The organism is Parviterribacter kavangonensis (genome assembly GCF_056863335.1).
Window position 1 is genome coordinate 788,501 of record NZ_JBXPJA010000001.1, and the last position, 19,216, is coordinate 807,716.

At 68.4% G+C, this 19,216-nt stretch carries 13 protein-coding genes and 2 rRNA genes; 13 read left to right on the forward strand and 2 right to left on the reverse strand.

Features of this window, described 5'->3' with window-relative positions; translation table 11 throughout:
* The first annotated feature begins 4 nt into the window (after nucleotides 1-4).
* From leuC to AC1UE4_RS04010, 10 genes are all read left to right on the forward strand, one after another.
* On the forward strand, nucleotides 5-1,351 hold the full coding sequence (gene leuC, locus AC1UE4_RS03965) for a 3-isopropylmalate dehydratase large subunit (RefSeq protein WP_482915925.1): 1,347 nt from the start codon (nucleotides 5-7) through the stop codon (nucleotides 1,349-1,351).
* A 3-nt stretch (nucleotides 1,352-1,354) separates the two neighbouring features.
* Entirely contained in the window at nucleotides 1,355-1,912 is a 558-nt protein-coding gene (gene leuD / locus AC1UE4_RS03970) for a 3-isopropylmalate dehydratase small subunit (RefSeq protein ID WP_482915926.1), read from the forward strand.
* Nucleotides 1,909-2,580: a class I SAM-dependent methyltransferase gene (locus AC1UE4_RS03975; protein ID WP_482915927.1), complete on the forward strand. Its 672-nt coding sequence runs from the start codon at nucleotides 1,909-1,911 to the stop codon at nucleotides 2,578-2,580. Before leuD ends, AC1UE4_RS03975 begins: the two co-directional genes overlap by 4 nt.
* Nucleotides 2,577-3,614 (forward strand): 3-isopropylmalate dehydrogenase, encoded by a 1,038-nt coding sequence (leuB, locus tag AC1UE4_RS03980; protein WP_482915928.1) that lies wholly within the window; start codon nucleotides 2,577-2,579, stop codon nucleotides 3,612-3,614. Before AC1UE4_RS03975 ends, leuB begins: the two co-directional genes overlap by 4 nt.
* Entirely contained in the window at nucleotides 3,614-4,552 is a 939-nt protein-coding gene (locus AC1UE4_RS03985) for a branched-chain amino acid transaminase (RefSeq protein ID WP_482915929.1), read from the forward strand. Before leuB ends, AC1UE4_RS03985 begins: the two co-directional genes overlap by 1 nt.
* On the forward strand, nucleotides 4,549-6,132 hold the full coding sequence (gene cimA / locus AC1UE4_RS03990; protein WP_482915930.1) for a citramalate synthase: 1,584 nt from the start codon (nucleotides 4,549-4,551) through the stop codon (nucleotides 6,130-6,132). The genes AC1UE4_RS03985 and cimA overlap by 4 nt, the downstream gene beginning before the upstream one ends.
* Nucleotides 6,129-7,232 (forward strand): DegT/DnrJ/EryC1/StrS family aminotransferase, encoded by a 1,104-nt coding sequence (locus tag AC1UE4_RS03995; protein ID WP_482915931.1) that lies wholly within the window; start codon nucleotides 6,129-6,131, stop codon nucleotides 7,230-7,232. The genes cimA and AC1UE4_RS03995 overlap by 4 nt, the downstream gene beginning before the upstream one ends.
* A 66-nt stretch (nucleotides 7,233-7,298) precedes the next feature.
* On the forward strand, nucleotides 7,299-7,661 hold the full coding sequence (locus tag AC1UE4_RS04000) for a hypothetical protein (protein ID WP_482915932.1): 363 nt from the start codon (nucleotides 7,299-7,301) through the stop codon (nucleotides 7,659-7,661).
* 12 nt (nucleotides 7,662-7,673) lie between these two features.
* Nucleotides 7,674-9,023, forward strand: a complete 1,350-nt coding sequence (gene argH, locus AC1UE4_RS04005; protein WP_482915933.1) for an argininosuccinate lyase — start codon at nucleotides 7,674-7,676, stop codon at nucleotides 9,021-9,023.
* Complete coding sequence (locus tag AC1UE4_RS04010) at nucleotides 9,020-9,604, forward strand: DNA-3-methyladenine glycosylase (RefSeq protein ID WP_482915934.1); 585 nt, start codon at nucleotides 9,020-9,022, stop codon at nucleotides 9,602-9,604. The genes argH and AC1UE4_RS04010 overlap by 4 nt, the downstream gene beginning before the upstream one ends.
* On the opposite strand, the gene AC1UE4_RS04015 is transcribed toward AC1UE4_RS04010, so the two are convergent.
* The gene (locus tag AC1UE4_RS04015) at nucleotides 9,577-10,452 is read right to left on the reverse strand and encodes an NAD(P)-dependent oxidoreductase (protein ID WP_482915935.1); all 876 of its coding nucleotides are present in this window, start codon (nucleotides 10,450-10,452) and stop codon (nucleotides 9,577-9,579) included. The genes AC1UE4_RS04010 and AC1UE4_RS04015 overlap by 28 nt on opposite strands.
* An 11-nt stretch (nucleotides 10,453-10,463) precedes the next feature.
* A complete protein-coding gene (locus tag AC1UE4_RS04020; RefSeq protein ID WP_482915936.1) occupies nucleotides 10,464-12,716 on the reverse strand; it encodes a transglycosylase domain-containing protein in 2,253 nt (750 codons plus the stop codon).
* Nucleotides 12,717-12,745: 29 nt separating this feature from the next.
* Between AC1UE4_RS04020 and tyrS the strand changes: the two genes are divergently transcribed.
* From tyrS to AC1UE4_RS04035, 3 genes are all read left to right on the forward strand, one after another.
* Nucleotides 12,746-13,918 (forward strand): tyrosine--tRNA ligase, encoded by a 1,173-nt coding sequence (tyrS, locus tag AC1UE4_RS04025; protein ID WP_482915937.1) that lies wholly within the window; start codon nucleotides 12,746-12,748, stop codon nucleotides 13,916-13,918.
* Between the two features lie 397 nt (nucleotides 13,919-14,315).
* Nucleotides 14,316-15,849, forward strand: a 16S ribosomal RNA gene (locus AC1UE4_RS04030).
* A 330-nt stretch (nucleotides 15,850-16,179) separates the two neighbouring features.
* Nucleotides 16,180-19,166 (forward strand): 23S ribosomal RNA (locus AC1UE4_RS04035).
* Together the 16S and 23S rRNA genes form the textbook arrangement of a ribosomal RNA operon.
* Nucleotides 19,167-19,216 lie beyond the last annotated feature (50 nt).

The window sequence follows — 19,216 nt, forward strand, 5'->3', positions numbered from 1 at the left end:
GCACATGCCGAAGACGCTGTTCGACAAGATCTGGGAGGCGCACGAGGTCGCGCCGGGCCTCATCTACATCGACCTGCACCTCGTCCACGAGGTGACGAGCCCGCAGGCGTTCGACGGCCTGCGCATGGCGGGCCGCCAGGTGCGCCGCCCCGATCGCACGCTCGCGACCGCCGACCACAACACGCCGACCGACGGCACGCCGGTCGCGCGGCTCATCAAGGACGAGCTCAGCCGCGTCCAAGTCGAGACGCTCGAGCGCAACTGCGAGGAGTTCGGCGTCCCCGTCTACAGCCTCGGGTCCGACCGCCAGGGGATCGTCCACGTCATCGGGCCGGAGCTCGGCGTCACCCAGCCCGGCATGACGATCGTCTGCGGGGATTCGCACACCGCGACCCATGGCGCGTTCGGCGCGCTCGCCTTCGGCATCGGCACGAGCGAGGTCGAGCACGTCCTCGCGACCCAGACGCTCGTGCAGAAGCGCCCGAAGACGATGCGGATCCTCTACGAGGGCGACCTCGGCAAGGGCGTCACCGCCAAGGACATGATCCTCGGCACGATCGGCCAGATGGGCGTCAACGGCGCGACCGGCCACGCCGTCGAGTTCGCCGGCACGTCGATCGAGGGGCTCTCGATGGAGGGCCGCATGACGATCTGCAACATGACGATCGAGGGCGGCGGCCGCGCGGGCATGATCGCCGCCGACGAGACGACCTTCGCCTGGCTGCGCGAGCGCGGCGTCGACATCGACCCCGCGTGGAGCGAGCTGCACACCGAGGACGGCGCGACGTTCGACCGCGAGATCGTCGTCGACGCGGCCGCGCTGAGCCCGCAGGTCACCTGGGGCACGACGCCGGAGATGGTCGTTTCCGTCACCGACGCGGTGCCCGAGCCGCAGGACCAGGGCGACGAGCGCGCGCTCGAGTACATGGCGCTGCAGCCCGGCACGCCCATGACGGAGATCAAGCTGGACCGCGTCTTCATCGGCTCGTGCACCAACAGCCGCATCGGCGACCTGCGCGCCGCCGCGTCGATGCTCGACGGCCGCAAGGTCGCGGACGGCGTCATCGCGATGGTCGTGCCCGGCTCGCAGCAGGTGAAGGCCCAGGCCGAGGCGGAGGGGCTCGACGAGGTCTTCCGGTCCGCCGGCTTCGACTGGCGCGCCGCCGGGTGCTCGATGTGCCTCGGCATGAACCCGGACGTCGCGGCGCCCGGCGAGCGCGTCGCCAGCACGAGCAACCGCAACTTCGAGGGGCGGCAGGGCCGCGGCGCCCGCAGCCACCTCGTCTCGCCCCAGATGGCCGCCGCCGCGGCGATCGAGGGCCACTTCGTCGACATCCGCGACTGGAGCTAGACCATGGACGCGATCGAGACCATCACCGGCCCGGTCACCGTGCTGATGCGCGACGACATCGACACGGACCAGATCATCCCCGCGCGCTACATGAAGCGCGTCGAGCGGACCGGCTTCGGCGAGTTCTGCTTCCACGAGTGGCGGGCCAACGGCCTCGACATCCCGAAGAACCCGATCCTCGTCAGCGGCGTGAACTTCGGCTGCGGATCGAGTCGCGAGCACGCCCCGTGGGCGCTCACCGACTACGGCTTCAAGGCGATCGTCGCCGTCAACTTCGCCGACATCTTCCGCAACAACTGCACGAAGAACGGCCTGCTGCCGGTCGAGCTGCCGCGCGAGGCCGTCGACGCGATCGCCGAGGCCGGCCACGCGCAGGTCGACCTCGCCGCGCAGGAGGTCCGCTGGGAGGGCGGCACGGCGAGCTTCGACATCGACCCGGAGATCAAGCACCGCCTCCTCAACGGCCTGGACGACATCAGCCTCACGCTGCAGCAGGAGGACGCGATCACGGCGTTCGAGGCCGAGCGCGAGCGCTCCGGGCCGGTCACGACGGCGCTGTGAGCGGCTGGGACGCGAAGACGTACGAGGAGATCGCCTCGCCGCAGGCGCGGTGGGCGGAGCAGATCCTCGAGCGCGCCGACTTCCCGGCCGGGGCGCATGTCCTCGACGCGGGCTGCGGCGGCGGCGGCGTGACGCGCAAGCTGCTCGACCGCGGCTACCGGGTCACGGCGGTCGACGGCGATCCGGCGATGGTCGAGAAGGCCCGCGAGGTGCTGCCGCCCGAGGTCCCCGTCCTGCACCGGGACCTGCTGGAACTGCACCTCGACGAGCCGGTCGACGGCGTCTTCAGCTGCGCGGTGTTCCACTGGGTCACCGATCACGAGCGCCTGTTCGAGCGACTCCACGCGGCGATCCGGCCCGGCGGGCGCCTCATCGCGCAGTGCGGCGGGCACGGCAACCTCGACCGCACGCTCGGCGTCGCCGGCGGGCGCCGGGGCGCATGGCTGTTCGCGACCGCCGAGGACACCGAGCGCCGCCTGCGCGACGCGGGCTTCTCCTCGGTGCGCGCGTGGCTCGAGCCCGCGCCGACCGTCGTCCCCGACATGGTGACCTTCGCGGCGACGGTCATCTTCCGCACCGAGCCCGACCCGTACGCCGTCGCCCGCAAGGTCGTGGAGCAGGTCGACGCCTTCGACTACGTCCGGCTCAACATGGAGGCCACCGCTTGACCACGATCGTGACCTTGCCCGGCGACGGGATCGGCCCGGAGATCACCGCGGCCGCCCTGCGCGTGCTCGAGGCCGTGGCCCCCGACGTCGAGACGGAGGAGCACCTCTTCGGCGGCGCCGCCATCGACGCCGCCGGCAGCTCGCTGCCCGGCGAGACGCTGGAGGCATGCCGCAAGGCCGACGCCGTCCTGCTCGCCGCCGTCGGCGGGCCGAAGTGGGACAGCACCGACGCGAAGGCCGACCGGCCCGAGCGCGGCCTGCTCGGCCTGCGCAAGGAGCTCGGCCTGTTCGCCAACCTCCGACCGGTGCGCCCGGCGCCCGCGCTCTACGACGCGAGCCCGCTCAAGCGCGAGCTCATCGAGGGCACCGACCTGCTCGTCATCCGCGAGCTGACGGGCGGCATCTACTTCGGCGAGAAGACGCGCACCGAGACGAGCGCCAGCGACCTCTGCGAGTACACGACCGCGGAGATCGAGCGGATCGCGCGCGTCGCCTTCCGCAGCGCCCGGGCGAAGGTCACGAGCGTCGACAAGGCGAACGTCCTCGAGACGAGCCGGCTCTGGCGCGAGGTCGTGCACGAGCTCCACGCCCGCGAGTTCCCGGACGTCCAGCTCGAGCACGCGCTCGTCGACAGCACCGCGATGCAGCTCGTCAGCGCGCCGCGCCACTACGACGTGATCCTCACCGAGAACATGTTCGGCGACATCCTCAGCGACGAGGCGGCGATGCTCACCGGCTCGCTCGGGATGCTGCCGTCGGCGTCGCTCGGCGCCGAGGGCGAGCCCGGCGTGTTCGAACCGGTCCACGGCAGCGCTCCCGACATCGCGGGGCTGGGGATCGCGAACCCGCTCGCGATGCTGCTGTCGCTCGCGATGCTCCTGCGGCACGGACTCGGTCGAGACGACGCGGCGGGAGCCGTAGAATCGGCAGTCGACGCAGCCCTTGAAGGCGGCCTGCGCACCCGGGACCTCGGCGGGGACGCCACGACGGACGAGGCCACGGACGCGGTGCTCGCCCACCTGGAAAGGACGTAGTGACCGTGAAGCAGGCCGACCTCATCTGGATGAACGGGGAGTTCGTGCCGTGGGATGAGGCGAAGATCCACGTCCTCACGCACGGTCTGCACTACGGCACGGGTGTCTTCGAGGGCGTCCGGTGCTACGACACGGAGATCGGGCCCGCGGTCTTCCGCCACCAGGACCACATCGACCGGCTGTTCCGCAGCGCGCAGCTGTACTACATGCCGATCCCGTACGAGAAGGAGCAGCTGCGCCAGGCGACGCTCGACCTCGTCGCCCGCAACGGGATGCGCGAGTGCTACATCCGCCCGCTCGTCTACCGCGGCTACGGCCAGATGGGCCTGTTCCCGCTCGAGGCGCCGGTCGACGTCTGCATCGCGGTGTGGGAGTGGGGCGCGTACCTCGGCGAGGAGGGCAAGCGCAAGGGCGTCCGCGCGAAGGTCTCGTCGTGGCGGCGCATCAGCGAGGAGTCGCTCATCCCGCAGGCCAAGGCGTGCGGCCAGTACCTCAACTCGGTCCTCGCCAAGATCGAGTCGCACAAGGCCGGCTACGAGGAGGGCATCCTCCTCGACCAGCACGGCTACGTGTCCGAGGGCACCGGCGAGAACCTCTTCGTCGTGCGCGGCAAGAAGATCGTGACGCCGCCGATCATCGCCTCGAACCTCGAGGGCATCAACCGCCGCGCCGCGATGCAGATCGCGCGCGACCTCGGCTACGAGCTGCACGAGACGAACCTGACGCGGGCCGACCTCTACCTGGCCGACGAGATCTTCATGACCGGCACGGCGGCCGAGCTGACGCCGATCCGCGAGGTCGACGACCACCCGATCGGCTCGGGCGAGCCGGGCGAGGTCACGCGCGCGGTCCAGTCGCTCTTCGAGGACGCCCTGCACGGGCGCGCGGAGCAGTACCGGGACTGGCTCGATCCGGTGCCGGTCCCGGCGGCGACGTGACGATCGAGCTCTACGACGCCACGCTCCGCGACGGCATGGGCGGGGCGGGCATCACGCTGACCGCCGACGAGAAGGTGCGCCTCGTGCACCGGCTCGACGACCTTGGCGTCCACCTCATCGAGGCGGGCTTCCCGGCGTCGAACCCGAAGGAGGCCGAGCTGTTCGCGCTGCTCGAGCGCGAGACGCTGCGCACTTCGACGATCGCGGCGTTCGGCATGACGCGCCGCCGCGACGCGGCCGCCGACCAGGACGCCGGCCTGCGCGTCCTCGCCGAGTCCTTCGCGCCCGTGTGCACGATCGTCGGCAAGTCGAGCCTGCTGCACGTCGAGAAGGTCGTCCGCACGACGCGCGAGGAGAACCTCGCGATGATCGCCGAGTCCGTCGCCTTCCTCGTCGGCGCGGGCAAGCGCGTCCTCTTCGACGCCGAGCACTTCTTCGACGGCTACGCCGCCGACCGCGACTACGCGCTCGCCTGCGCGCGCGCCGCGCTCGACGCCGGCGCCGAGCGGGTCGTTCTGTGCGACACGAACGGCGGCTCGCTGCCCGGCGCGATCGGCCGCGTCGTCGCCGACGTGCACGAGGCGCTCGGCGGCGCCGCGCTCGGCATCCACTGCCACAACGACACCGACTGCGCCGTGGCGAACTCGCTCGTCGCAGTCGAGGCCGGCGCGACGCAGGTGCAGGGCACGATGAACGGCGTGGGGGAGCGGACCGGCAACGCGAACCTCGTCTCGATCATCGCCGGGCTGCAGCTCAAGCTCGGGCATGACGTGCTGCCGGAGGGCGGCCTCGCGAAGCTGACCGAGACGGCGCACTTCGCCGACGAGCTGCTCAACCGCGCGCCCGACCCCGACCAGCCGTACGTCGGGAAGAACGCCTTCGCCCACAAGGCCGGCCTGCACGCCGCGGGCGTCCGCAGCGAGGCGCGCGCGTTCGAGCACGTCGACCCCGGCCTCGTCGGCAACCACAACGACGTCCTCGTCTCCGAGCTCGCGGGCCGCGCGACGGTCGAGGAGAAGGCGCGCGTCGCGGGCATCGAGGTGGATCCGGCCGCGGTGCTGCAGCGCGTCAAGGAGCTCGAGCACGCCGGGTACCAGTTCGAGGCGGCCGACGCCTCGTTCGAGCTGCTGCTGCGCAAGGAGTCCGGCGACTACGAGGCGCTCTTCCGCCTCGAGTCGTGGCGCTGCATCGTCGAGCAGCGCGCCGACGGCAAGGTCGAGACCGAGGCGACGATCAAGATCTGGATCGACGGCGAGCGCTACGTGCGGACCGCCGAGGGCAACGGCCCCGTCAACGCGCTCGACGCCGCGCTGCGCCTGGCGATCACCGAGATCCATCCGCACCTCGCGGACATCGAGCTCGTCAACTTCAAGGTCCGCATCCTCGACGAGACGAAGGGCACCGGCGCGGTCACGCGCGTGCTGCTCGACGCATCCGACGGCGCCGAGGTCTGGGGCTCGATCGGCGTGCACGAGAACGTCATCGCCGCGTCCTGGCAGGCGCTCGTCGACTCGATCGAGCTGCCGATGCAGCCGGGCAAGGAGCAGCACGCCCGGGCGGCGCGCTCGGCGCGGGCGTGAGCACGCGCACCGACATCCCGCTCGCCAAGCCGGTCCTCGGCGAGCGCGAGGAGGAGCTGGTCCTCGAGGTCATCCGCTCCGGCCAGCTCTCGCTCGGCCCGATGCTGCCGCGCTTCGAACGCGACTTCGCCGCGAAGCTCGGCGTCGAGCACGCGAGCGCGGTCTCGAGCGGCACCGCCGGCCTGCACCTCGCGCTGCGCGCCGTCGGCGTCTCCGAGGGCGACGAGGTCGTGACGTCGCCGTTCTCGTTCGTGGCCAGCGCGAACAGCATCCTGTACCAGGGCGCGCGGCCCGTCTTCGCGGACATCGACCCGGTCACGCTGAACCTCGACGTCGAGGCGGCGCGCGCGGCGGTCACGGACCGCACCACGGCGCTGCTGCCGGTGCACATCTTCGGGACTCCCGCCGACACGCCCGCGTTCGAGGGCTTCGGGCTGCCGATCGTCGAGGACGCGTGCGAGGCGCTCGGCGCCCGCCACGCCGACGGCACCGTCGTCGGCGGCCGCGGCCATCCGGCCGTGTTCGCCTTCTACGCGAACAAGCAGATGACGACCGCCGAGGGCGGGATGGTCGTCGTCGGCGACGCCGCCGTGAAGGCGCGCATCGACTCCGAGCGCAACCAGGGCCGTGCGCCCGACATGGGCTGGCTCGACCACGACCGGCTCGGCTTCAACTACCGCCTCAGCGACCTGCAGTGCGCGCTCGGCGTCGCCCAGCTCGAGCGCCTGGACGGCATGCTCGCCGACCGCGAGCGCGTCGCCGCGCAGTACCGCGAGGCGCTCGGCGGGATCGAGGGCCTGACGCTGCCCGCCGACGTTCCCGGCCGCAGCTGGTTCGTGTTCGTCGTCCAGCTGCCGCACGGGGTGGAGCGCGACGCGACGATCGTCGCGCTGCGCGAGCGCGGCGTGCAGTCCAAGCCGTACCTGCCGGCGATCCACCTCATGAGCTTCTACCGCGAGCGCTTCGGGCACCGCGAGGGCGAGTTCCCCGTCTGCGAGGACGTCGCCGCCCGCTCCGTGGCGCTGCCGTTCTTCCCGCAGATGAGCGAGAACGAGGTCGGGCTCGTCGCCGAGGCGCTCGCCGGCGTCCTCTCGCGCTGACGCGCCGGCGCGCCCAACCGGACGAATCTCCAACCTCCGGTGCGCTCACGCGTCTACGCTCGGTAGATGGGCCCGGGCAGACGCCAGCGGGAGCTCTTGCGGCAGCGCCGCCAGGCGCGCTGGCTGGGCGCGGTCGGGTTCCTGCTCGCCGCCGCCGGGCCGGTCGTCCTCTTCCACGACGTCATCGCGATCCTCGCCGAGGACCCGAAGCTCGAGCTGCACTACCTCAGCGGCTGGCTGCCGTGGCTGCTGCTGCTCGGCGGGCTCGCCTTCCTGCTGCCCGTCGCCTGGTCCTCCGGCATGGATCCCGAGAGCCGCTGGTTCCCCCGCGCCCGCGCCGCCTACGCCGGCTGGGGCGTCTCGCTCTACCTCCTCGGGCTCGCGCTCGCCTGGCAGGTCGCGAGCATCCAGGACAGCGCCTTCGGCTAGGTTCAGGCGCCCATGAAGGGGCGCTTCTCCGAACCGACCGACGACGCGTTCCGCGCGCTCGACAGCTCGATCGCGTACGACCGGCGGCTGTGGCCGTACGACGTCGCGCAGTCGCGCGCGCACGCCGGGATGCTCGCCACGCAGGGGATCATCTCCGACGGGGACCGCGACGCGCTGCACGCGGCGCTCGAGCGCGTCGAGGTCGAGCTGGCCGACGGCTCGTTCTCCTTCACGGCCGACGACGTCGACATCCACATGGCGATCGAGCGGCGGGTGACGGAGATCGCCGGCTCGGTCGGCGGCAAGCTGCACACCGCCCGGTCGCGCAACGACCAGGTCATCACCGACGTCGCGATGTTCACGCGCGACGCCGCGCGCGAGGCCCAGCAGCGGATCACCGCGCTCATCGCGACGCTGATCGACGCGGCCGAGCGCCACCTCGACTGGGCGCTGCCCGGCTACACACACCTGCAGCGCGGGCAGCCGGTGTACCTGTCGCACCACCTGCTCGCCTACGTGTGGATGCTCGAGCGCGACCGGCGCCGCTTCGCCTTCGCCGCCGCCGAGGCGAACCGCCTGCCGCTCGGCGCGGGCGCGCTGGCCGGCGTGAACTTCGAGACCGACCGCCGCGCCGTCGCGGCCGAGCTGGGCTTCGAGGGCGTCGCGCCGAACTCGGTCGACGCCGTCTCGAACCGCGACTTCATCCTCGACTACCTGGGCGCCGCGGCGACCTGCCTGACCCACCTGTCGCGTCTCGGCGCCGAGCTCGTCCTGTGGTCGAGCAGCGAGTTCGGCTTCGTCGTCCTGCCCGACGCGTGGACGAGCGGCTCGTCGATCATGCCGCAGAAGAAGAACCCCGACGCGGCGGAGCTGCTGCGCGCGAAGTCGCCGCGCGCGGTCGCCCACCTGACCGGCCTGTACGGCGTGATCCACGCCCTCCCGCTGACCTACAACAAGGACCTGCAGGAGGACAAGGAGCACCTCTTCGACGCGGAGACGACGCTGTCGCTGAGCCTGGCCGCGGCGCAGGGGATGATCGCCGGCGCGCGCTTCGACCGCGAGCGGATGGCGTCCGCCGCGTCGGACGAGCTGATCGCCGCCACCGACCTCGCCGACCTGCTCGTCAAGCGCGGCATGCCGTTCCGCGAGGCGCACGGCGTCGTCGCCAGTCTCGTCCGCGAGGCGGTCGAGGGCGGCCGCACGCTGGCCGACGTCGCGATCCCCGCGCTCGGCGACGAGGCGGCGGACGTGCTCAAGCAGGCGTCGTGGCTCGAGTCGAAGGTCTCCGAGGGCGGGACGTCGCTGCAGCGGGTGCGCGAGCAGCTCGAGCTCGCGCGCGGGCTGCTCGACGACGGGCCGTGAAGACCGCCTTCTACGACCGCCCGGTCCTCGACGTGGCCCGCGATCTCGTCGGGTGCGAGCTGCGCCACGGCGACACGGCCGGGGTCATCGTCGAGACCGAGGCGTACCACATGAGCGAGGCGGCCTGCCACGCGTACGTCGGCTTGACGGCGCGCACGTCGGTGCTGTTCGCCGACCCGGGGCTCGCCTACGTGTACCGCTCGTACGGCATCCACGCGCTGCTGAACGCGGTGTGCGAGTCGCCCGACGTCGGAGCCGCGGTGCTGATCCGCGCGCTCGAGCCCACGGAGGGCATCGAGGTCATGCGGATGCGCCGCGGCGGCGTCCCGGACCGCGAGCTGTGCAACGGCCCGGGCAAGCTGACGCAGGCGCTCGGCGTCGGGCTCGAGCTCAACGGCTCATGGCTCGCCGACGAGCACGCGGGCCCGATCCGCATCGGGCCGCGAACGGCAGACGTCGACGTCGTCCGCAGCGCGCCGCGGATCGGGATCACGAAAGCGGTCGACCTGGACTGGCGGTTCACCGTCCGCGACAGCCGCCACGTGTCGCGGCCCTACCCGCGGCCGACGGCGGTCGCGTAGTACGTCGCGACCAGGTCCTCGTCGCCGTGGCCGGCGTCGATGGCCTGCTGCATGCGCTCCGCGACGAGCTTCGCGAGGCCGGGATCGAGCCCGGCAGCCTCCGCCGCCTCGACGATGAGCCCGGCGTCCTTGCGCGCCATGGCCAGCGAGAACGACGGGTCGAGCCTGCCCTCAAGGACCGCCTTGCCCTTCATCTGCAGGTACGGCGTGTCGAGCGGCCCGCCGGACAGCGCGCCGAGCACCTTCTCGGGCGCCACGTCGATCGCCTCGGCGAACGCGAGCGTCTCGGCGATCGCCTCGACCAGCCCGAGCACCCAGTGGTTGACCGCGAGCTTGAGCCGCGTCGCCGCGCCGGGTGCGTCGCCGAGCCGCACCGTCTTGCGCCCGACCGCGTCGAAGAACGGCTTGCACCGGTCGATCGCGTCGGCGGGGCCCGCGGCGAAGATCGCCAGCTCGCCCGCCTCGGCCGGCGCCTTCGTGCCGGCGACCGGCGCGTCGACGAGCACGAGGCCGCGGCGCTGCGCCTCGGCGGCGCAGCGCTCCAGCCCCTCGAGGCCGACCGTCGACATCTGCGCCCACACCACGCCGTCGCCGAGCCCGTCCGCGGCGGCCTCGATCGCCTCGAGCACGGCATCGGCATCGCTCAGCATCGTCACGACCACCGACGCGCCGCGCACGGCCTCGGCCGGGTCGGCGGCGACGGCGACGAGGTGCTCGCGCAGCGGCTCTGCCTTGGCGGCCGTGCGGTTCCAGGCGCTCACGTCGAGGCCCGCGGTCGCAGCGTTGCGCGCCATCGGCAGGCCCATGATGCCCGTGCCGAGGACGGCGACGGTCGTGTCGGAGCTCATGGAGGGAGCGGCTACCCCGGCGGGGCCGCCGTCCCACCCGCGTCGTTGGACGGCGTGGGGGCGGGCGCGGGGGCCGGGGCCGGCGTGTCGCCGCCGCCGGTGCCGCCGCCGGTGGCCTGCGGAGTCTCGCCCTGCGCGGGCGCCTGCGGCGTCTCGGGCCGCGCGTCGCCGGGCGTCGGCGCCGGTGTCTCGCCCTGCGCCGGCTCCGGCGAGCCGGGCGTCGTCGGGGTGACGGGCGTGGTCGACGTGGTCGTCGTCTCCTCGAGCGGCGGCAGGCCGCGCTTCTCGCGGTCGGCGTTCTCGCGGTTCTCGAGCAGTTCGCTGGCCGTGACCATGAAGTCGTGCCAGATGTCCGCGGGGTAGGTGCCGCCCGCGACCGGCTGGCCGCGGTACTCGGTCGTCATCGGCTGCAGCTTGTCCGCGTAGCCGACCCACACCGCGACGGTCATGCGCTTCGTGAACCCGACGAACCACGCGTCGCCGTAGTTCTCAGTCGTGCCGGTCTTGCCGGCCGCGAACTCGTCGAGGCGCGCACGGACCGCGGTGCCCGACGACACGACAGTGCCCAGGATCTGCGTCGCGGTGTCCGCCACGCCCGGCGTCAGCACCCGCGTCGCCTTGCGCTTGTTCTCGTCGACCTCGTCGGCGCAGTCGGTGAGGCTCTGGCGCTTCAGCCGGCACACGTCGCGGATGCCCACGGGGCCGCCGGGCGGGCCGAGCGACCCCGTGATCTTCCGGCCGCCGGTTGCGAACGTCTCGTACGCGTGCGCCATGTCGAGCGGCGTGACGCCCTCCTTCAGGCCGCCGAGCGTCATCGCGCAGTTGCGGCTGATCGGCGTGCGCACGCCCATCCGGGCGGCGAGCTTGGCGATCTTCGACAGCCCGACCTTGAGGCCCACCTCGGCGTAGACGGAGTTGTCGGAGAACGTCGTCGCGTTCTGCAGCGTGGTGACGCCCGCGTACGCGTCCTCGTAGTTGTTGACGGTGAAGTCGCAGCCGAGCGCCTTGCTGTGGATGACCTTCTTCTTCGAGGTCCACGTCGAGCCGGGGCTGATGCCGTCGCGCAGCGCGGCGGCGAGGATGAACGGCTTGAACGACGAGCCGGGCTGGCGCTGGCCCTGCGTCGCGAGGTTGAACGGGTGCTCGTTGTAGTCGCGCCCGCCGATCATCGCGCGCACCTCGCCGGTGTCGTTGTCGATCGCGACGAGCGCCGCGGTCGGGCCGTCCGGGTTCGGCAGCCACTTGGTGACCGCCGCCTCGGCGGCCTTCTGCAGGTCGAGGTCGAGCGTCGTGCGGATCTTCAGGCCGCCAGAGAACGCACGCCGCGCGCCGTAGCGATCGACGACCTGCTGCTTGATCCACGTCGTGAAGTAGGGCGAGGCCGGCGTCTCGGACTTCTCGCGCGGCGGCGAGATGTTCGTCGGCAGCGAGGTCTGGATGCCCTGCTGGTACTGGTCCTCGGTGATGTAGTTCTGGTCGCGCATGCGCTGCAGCACGAGGTTGCGGCGGCGCTCGGCGGCGAGCTTGTGGCTCACCGGGTCGTAGCCGCTCGGCGACGAGATGACGCCCGCCAGCAGCGCGGCCTCGGCGACGCGCAGCTCCTTCGCGCACGGGCGCTTGGCGGTGCCGCACCCCTGGTGCCACGGCTCGTTGCCGAAGTACGTCCGCGCCGCCGACTCGACGCCGTACGCGCCGTTGCCGAAGTAGATGGCGTTCAGGTACTCCGTGATGATCTTGCTCTTGGACCACTTGCGGCTGAGGTGGAACGCCATCGCCGCCTCGCGGAGCTTCTGGAAGACGGTCCGGGACTCCTGGGCCTGCAGCGCGTTCTTGACGAACTGCTGCGGGATCGTCGAGGCGCCCTGGGCGGCCTTGCGCTTCATGATGTCCTGCACGAACGCGCGCGCGATGCCGCGGATGTCGACGCCCTCGTGCTCGTAGAAGCGCTTGTCCTCGATCGCGATGACCGCGTGCTCCAGCGCGGGCGCGATCTCCTCGTGCGAGACGAGGATCCGGTTCTCCGGGCTGGTGAGGATGCCGAGCCGGCGGCCGTGGACGTCGACGAGGACGGAGTTGTGCGCGGACTTGAACTCCTCGCGGTTCTCGAGGCTCGGCAGGTCGGACGCGACGGCCATCATCATCCCGAAGACGGTCGAGACCATCGCGAGCAGGCCGACGCCCGCCACGACCAGGAGCAGGCGGAGCTTCTTGACCCTGGGGCGCGCCGAGGGGAACTCGTGGATGTCGGCATCGGAGCCCGACATGCGGCGCAACAGGTCTAGCATCAGCGGACGTGACGAGCGCTCATGAGCAGGCCGCCTTCCTGACCCGGAACACCGTGGATGCGCTGCCCGCGGGCGAGCTCGAGCGCAAGCTGGCGCAGGGACGGCAGCTGCGGGTCAAGCTCGGCCTCGATCCGACCTCGGCCGACATCCACCTCGGGCACACGGTCGTCCTGCAGAAGCTGCGCGAGTTCCAGGACCTCGGCCACCGCGTCGTGATGATCGTCGGGGACTACACCGCGCGCGTGGGGGATCCCAGCGGACGGTCGAAGACGCGGCCGGTCGTCTCCGGCGAGGAGATCGACGCGAACGCGCGCACGTACCAGGAGCAGGCGATGAAGGTCCTGCTCGACGACCCCGACCTGCTCGAGGTCCGGCGCAACTCCGAGTGGCTCGACATGCCGATGGAGGAGTTCTTCCGCCTCGCACGGACCGCGACGGCGGCCCAGATCCTCGAGCGCGACGACTTCGCCAAGCGCTGGGCGGCGCGCGAGCCCATCTCGCTGCTCGAGCTGCTCTATCCGCTCTGCCAGGGCTACGACTCGGTCGCGATCCGGGCCGACGTCGAGCTCGGTGGCACCGATCAGAAGTTCAACCTGCTCCTGGGGCGCGACGTGCAGCGCGCGTACGGGATGGAGTCCCAGGCCGTGCTGACGACCCCGCTGCTGGTCGGCACCGACGGCGTGGAGAAGATGTCGAAGTCCGTCGGCAACTACGTAGGGGTCACCGACGCGCCCGAGGACGTCTACGGCAAGACGCTGTCGATCCCCGACGCGACGATCGCCGACTGGGAGGCGCTGCTGCTGTCAGAGCCGCTGGCCGAGGGCTCCGCGCGCGACCGCAAGCGGGAGCTCGCCCGGCGGCTCGTGGCGCGGTTCCACGGCGACGAGGCGGCCGCGGCGGCCGAGGCCCACTTCGACCGCGTCTTCGTCTCGGGCGGGATGCCCGAGGAGATCGAGGAGGCGTCGTTCAGCGTTGACAACGGGTCCGTCCACCTGCCGGCGCTGGTGGCAGAGGTCTTCGGAGGCTCCCGCTCGGATGCCCGGCGGCTGCTGGGGCAGGGCGGGATCAGGCTCGACGGCGACCCGCTCGGGCCGGGGGACCAGGACCTGCCGCCGGACCGGCTCGACGGGGCCGTCCTGCAGGTCGGCAAGCGGCGATTCCGCCGTCTGCGGCTCAAGTGATCGTCCGTCGGGTCGCTATAGTCCTCGACGCGCAGTGACGGTGGCGTGTTCGGCGGCCAGGGAGTTCTCCAGCCGATCGAACCCGCGCTATACTGCTCGATCCGCTCCCGACTCCGGTCGGGCGTGCCAGCAGAAGGAGTCCCCTTCTCCGGAGGCACGGCGGTCTTTGAAAACTCAACAGCATGCGCGAATCGACTCGACCCCTCGGGGTCGGCGCGGTCTTCGGACTGCGTGACGTCGGTTCGACTATGTCCGATCCATCGATGACCGCCAGCGGCATCGATGGACATGAAATGAACCCGTCATGGTCGCGAAGCCGGTGTACGGCATCGCAACCAGCCATGACAGCTCTACGTGACGGTCGGTTCTTCGGAGCCGGCCGGTAGTAACGCAGTTCTTCACGGAGAGTTTGATCCTGGCTCAGGACGAACGCTGGCGGCGTGCTTAACACATGCAAGTGGAGCGACGAACCGGGCTTCGGCCCGGGGCAAAGCCGCGAACGGGTGAGTAACACGTGGGTCATCTGCCCCGTTGATCGGGACAACCCGGGGAAACCCGGGCTAATACCGAATGTGCCCCTTGGGGGAAAGGAAGCTTCGGCCTCCGCAACGGGATGAGCCCGCGGCCCATTAGCTTGTTGGTGGGGTAATGGCCTACCAAGGCTGCGATGGGTAGCTGGTCTGAGAGGACGATCAGCCACACTGGGACTGAGACACGGCCCAGACTCCTACGGGAGGCAGCAGTGGGGAATCTTGCGCAATGCGCGAAAGCGTGACGCAGCAACGCCGCGTGAGGGAAGACGGCCTTCGGGTTGTAAACCTCTTTCAGTTGGGACGAAGCTTCGCGGGTTAACAGCCGGCTGAAGTGACGGTACCTTCAGAAGAAGCCCCGGCTAACTACGTGCCAGCAGCCGCGGTAATACGTAGGGGGCTAGCGTTGTCCGGAATCATTGGGCGTAAAGCGCGTGTAGGCGGCTCAGTAAGTCCGTTCTGAAAGCCCGGGGCTCAACCCCGGGAGGCGGATGGATACTGCTGAGCTCGAGTCCGGAAGAGGCAAGTGGAATTCCCGGTGTAGCGGTGAAATGCGCAGATATCGGGAGGAACACCAATGGCGAAGGCAGCTTGCTGGGACGGTACTGACGCTGAGACGCGAAAGCGTGGGGAGCAAACAGGATTAGATACCCTGGTAGTCCACGCCGTAAACGATGGACACTAGGTGTGGGGGGTGTCGACTCCCTCCGTGCCGAAGCTAACGCATTAAGTGTCCCGCCTGGGGAGTACGGCCGCAAGGCTAAAACTCAAAGGAATTGACGGGGGCCCGCACAAGCAGCGGAGCATGTGGTTTAATTGGACGCAACGCCAAGAACCTTACCTGGGCTTGACATGTTCCTGACCTCCCTGGAAACAGGGATTCCCTTCGGGGCAGGATCACAGGTGGTGCATGGCTGTCGTCAGCTCGTGTCGTGAGATGTTGGGTTAAGTCCCGCAACGAGCGCAACCCTCGTCGTATGTTGCCAGCATTAAGTTGGGGACTCATACGAGACTGCCGGTGACAAACCGGAGGAAGGCGGGGATGACGTCAAGTCATCATGCCCCTTATGTCCAGGGCTACACACGTGCTACATTGGCGCGTACAGAGGGCTGCGATACCGCGAGGTGGAGCGAATCCCTTAAAGCGCGTCTCGGTTCGGATTGGAGGCTGAAACTCGCCTCCATGAAGGCGGAGTTGCTAGTAATCGCGGATCAGCATTGCCGCGGTGAATACGTTCCCGGGCCTTGTACACACCGCCCGTCACACCACGGGAGTGAGCAACACCCGAAGCCGGTGGCCTAACCCCTTTGGGGAGGGAGCCGTCGAAGGTGGGGCTCGTGACTGGGGTGAAGTCGTAACAAGGTAGCCGTACCGGAAGGTGCGGCTGGATCACCTCCTTTCTAGGGAAGCTCCTTCGGGAGCCCGTTCGGAAACGCTCGACGAGAGCGACGCCGACCTCCACGTGCTTCGGCACGTCCGTCGGCCCAGCGCGTCTCGACGACACGCCCGGATGGCCTGGAACGTCGACCGGACATGGCCGGCCACATCTAACTACCGGTTCCTTCGGGGACCGCGGCCGGCGGCATGCTGTTGAGTTTTGAGAGACCGTCGCGCAAGTCCTGTGCGACAGCCTCCTCGGCGGTCCTTGAGAACTACACAGTAGTCACATCGTGATCGTGAGTGGATCGATAAGCCCACTCGCGATCGAACGTGGAAAAGGCAAGTTTCACCGTCAAGATAGTAAGGGCGTATGGTGGATGCCTAGGCACCTTGAGTCGATGAAGGGCGTGAACGGCTGCGATAAGCCACGGGTAGGCGCTGAATAGCCTGTGATCCGTGGATGCCCGAATGGGGAAACCCGACGCTGGTAATGCGGCGTTACCTCCTGCTGAACACATAGGCAGGTTGGGGACAAGCGGGGGAAGTGAAACATCTCAGTACCCCGAGGAAAGGAAATCAACGAGACTCCGTTAGTAGTGGCGAGCGAAAGCGGATCAGCCCAAACCGAGCACGTGCAAGCGGTCATGCGTTGCGTGTTCGGGGTTGTAGGGCATGTGGTCCAGGTCATGACCGGCCTGGCTGGAGTTACCAAGTTGCGCAGATAGCCGAAGTTCGTGGAACCGAACACCAAAGAGGGCAATCGTCCCGTAGGCGGAATCGGCAACCTCCAGCACATGTTCCTGAGTAGGACCGCACACGTGAAACGCGGTCTGAACCCGGGGGGACCACCCTCCAAGGCTAAGTACTCCAAGGTGACCGATAGCGGACTAGTACCGTGAGGGAAAGGTGAAAAGTACCCCGGAAGGGGAGTGAAATAGTACCTGAAACCGTACGCCTACAAGCGGTCGGAGCAACTTCGGTTGTGACGGCGTGCTTTTTGCATAACGAGCCGGCGAGTTAGCCGTCTGCGGCAAGGTTAAGCGATGAGCGGAGCCGTAGCGAAAGCGAGTCCGAACAGGGCGATTGAGTCGTAGGCGCTAGACCCGAAACTGAGCGAGCTACCCATGGGCAGGTTGAAGCGGGGGTAAGACCTCGTGGAGGACCGAACCGACCTAGGTTGAAAACTGGGCGGATGACCGGTGGGTCGGAGTGAAAGGCTAATCAAGCTCAGTGATATCTGGTTCTCTCCGAAATATATTTAGGTATAGCGTCCCGTAAGATGCGTTGCGGCCGTAGAGCACTGTTTGGACTAGGGGCCCTACCAGGTTACCGAATTCAGGCAAACTCCGAAGACCGTTACGTGTACCGGGGCAGTCAGTTGCTGGGGGATAAACTTCAGCGTCAAAAGGGAAACAGCCCAGACCGCCAGCTAAGGGCCCTAAGTGATGGCTAAGTGGAGAACGATGTCCGAGTGCATAGACAACCAGGAGGTTGGCTTAGAGGCAGCCACCCTTGAAAGAGTGCGTAACAGCTCACTGGTCAAGTGTTCGGGCGCGGAGAATTCAACGGGGCTCAAGCCATCCCCCGAAGCTGCGGATGCGTCGTTCTACGGCGCGTGGTAGGAGAGCGTTCCCTGGCCAGTGAAGCGGCGGCGTAAGCCAGCCGTGGAGGCCTGGGAAGTGAGAATGCCGGCATGAGTAACGAAAGAGGGGTGAGAATCCCCTCCACCGATTGCCCAAGGGTTCCTGAGTAAAGTTCGTCTGCTCAGGGTTAGTCGGGTCCTAAGGCGAGGCCGAAAGGCGTAGTCGATGGCCAACAGGTTGATATTCCTGTACCACGTTGTTTCCGTTGACCCAAGGGGGGACGGGGAAGGCTATGCGTACCAGGCGATGGTTGTCCTGGAGTAAGCATGTAGGGGTGGCTCCGTAAATGCGGAGCCGCATAACCTGAGGTGCGATGCCAGCTGGCCAAAGGCCGGCGAGTCGCTGAAGCCATGCCCCCAAGAAAAGCCTCGTGGCGAGGAGCAGCGTGCCCGTACCAAAACCGACACAGGTGGGCAAGTAGAGAATACTAAGGTGAGCGAGCTAACCTTCGTTAAGGAACTCGGCAAAATTGTCCCGTAACTTCGGGAGAAGGGACGCCCTAGTAGAGTGAAGCCCCTTGCGGGTGGAGCTCGAGGGGGCCGCAGTGAATAGGTCCAACCGACTGTTTACCAAAAACACAGGTCTCTGCTAAGTCGAAAGACGACGTATAGGGGCTGACGCCTGCCCGGTGCCGGAAGGTTACGTGGAGGTGTTAGGGCTTGACCCGAAGCACCGAAGCTAAGCCCCGGTAAACGGCGGCCGTAACTATAACGGTCCTAAGGTAGCGAAATTCCTTGTCGGGTAAGTTCCGACCTGCACGAATGGCGTAACGAGTTGGACGCTGTCTCAACGAAGGGCTCGGTGAAATTGCAGTCTCGGTGAAGATGCCGAGTACCCGCGGCTAGACGGAAAGACCCCGTGAACCTTTACTACAACCTGGTATTGGGGTTCGGTGCATCTCGCTCAGGATAGGTGGGAGGCTTTGAAGCGCCGGCTGCGGCTGGCGTGGAGCCACCCTTGAGATACCACCCTTGGTGTACTGGACTTCTAACCTCACTCCGTGAATCCGGGTGGGGAACAGTGTCAGGCGGGTAGTTTGACTGGGGCGGTCGCCTCCCAAAATGTAACGGAGGCGCGCAAAGGTTCCCTCAGTACGGTTGGAAATCGTGCGTAGAGTGCAAAGGCAGTAAGGGAGCTTGACTGCGAGACTGACAGGTCGAGCAGGTGCGAAAGCAGGCCTTAGTGATCCGGCGGTAGCAAGTGGAAGTGCCGTCGCTCAACGGATAAAAGGTACTCCGGGGATAACAGGCTTATCGGGCCCAAGAGTCCACATCGACGGCCCGGTTTGGCACCTCGATGTCGGCTCGTCGCATCCTGGGGCTGAAGTAGGTCCCAAGGGTTGGGCTGTTCGCCCATTAAAGCGGTACGCGAGCTGGGTTCAGAACGTCGTGAGACAGTTCGGTCCCTATCTGCCGTGGGCGTTGGAGAGTTGAGAGGATTTGCCCCTAGTACGAGAGGACCGGGGTGAACGGACCTCTGGTGTATCAGTTGTCCTGCCAAGGGCACCGCTGGTTAGCTACGTCTGGATCGGATAACCGCTGAAGGCATCTAAGCGGGAAGCCGGCCTCGAGATGAGCTCTCCCATCCTCTAGAAGGAGTAAGACCCCTGGTAGACCACCAGGTTGATAGGCCGGATCTGGAAGCAACGTGAGTTGCGTAGGAGACCGGTACTAATGGGTCGAGGGCTTGACGGATATTTTTTCCGCCTTCTCCACCGAGATGTGACTGCTGTGTGGTTTTGAGG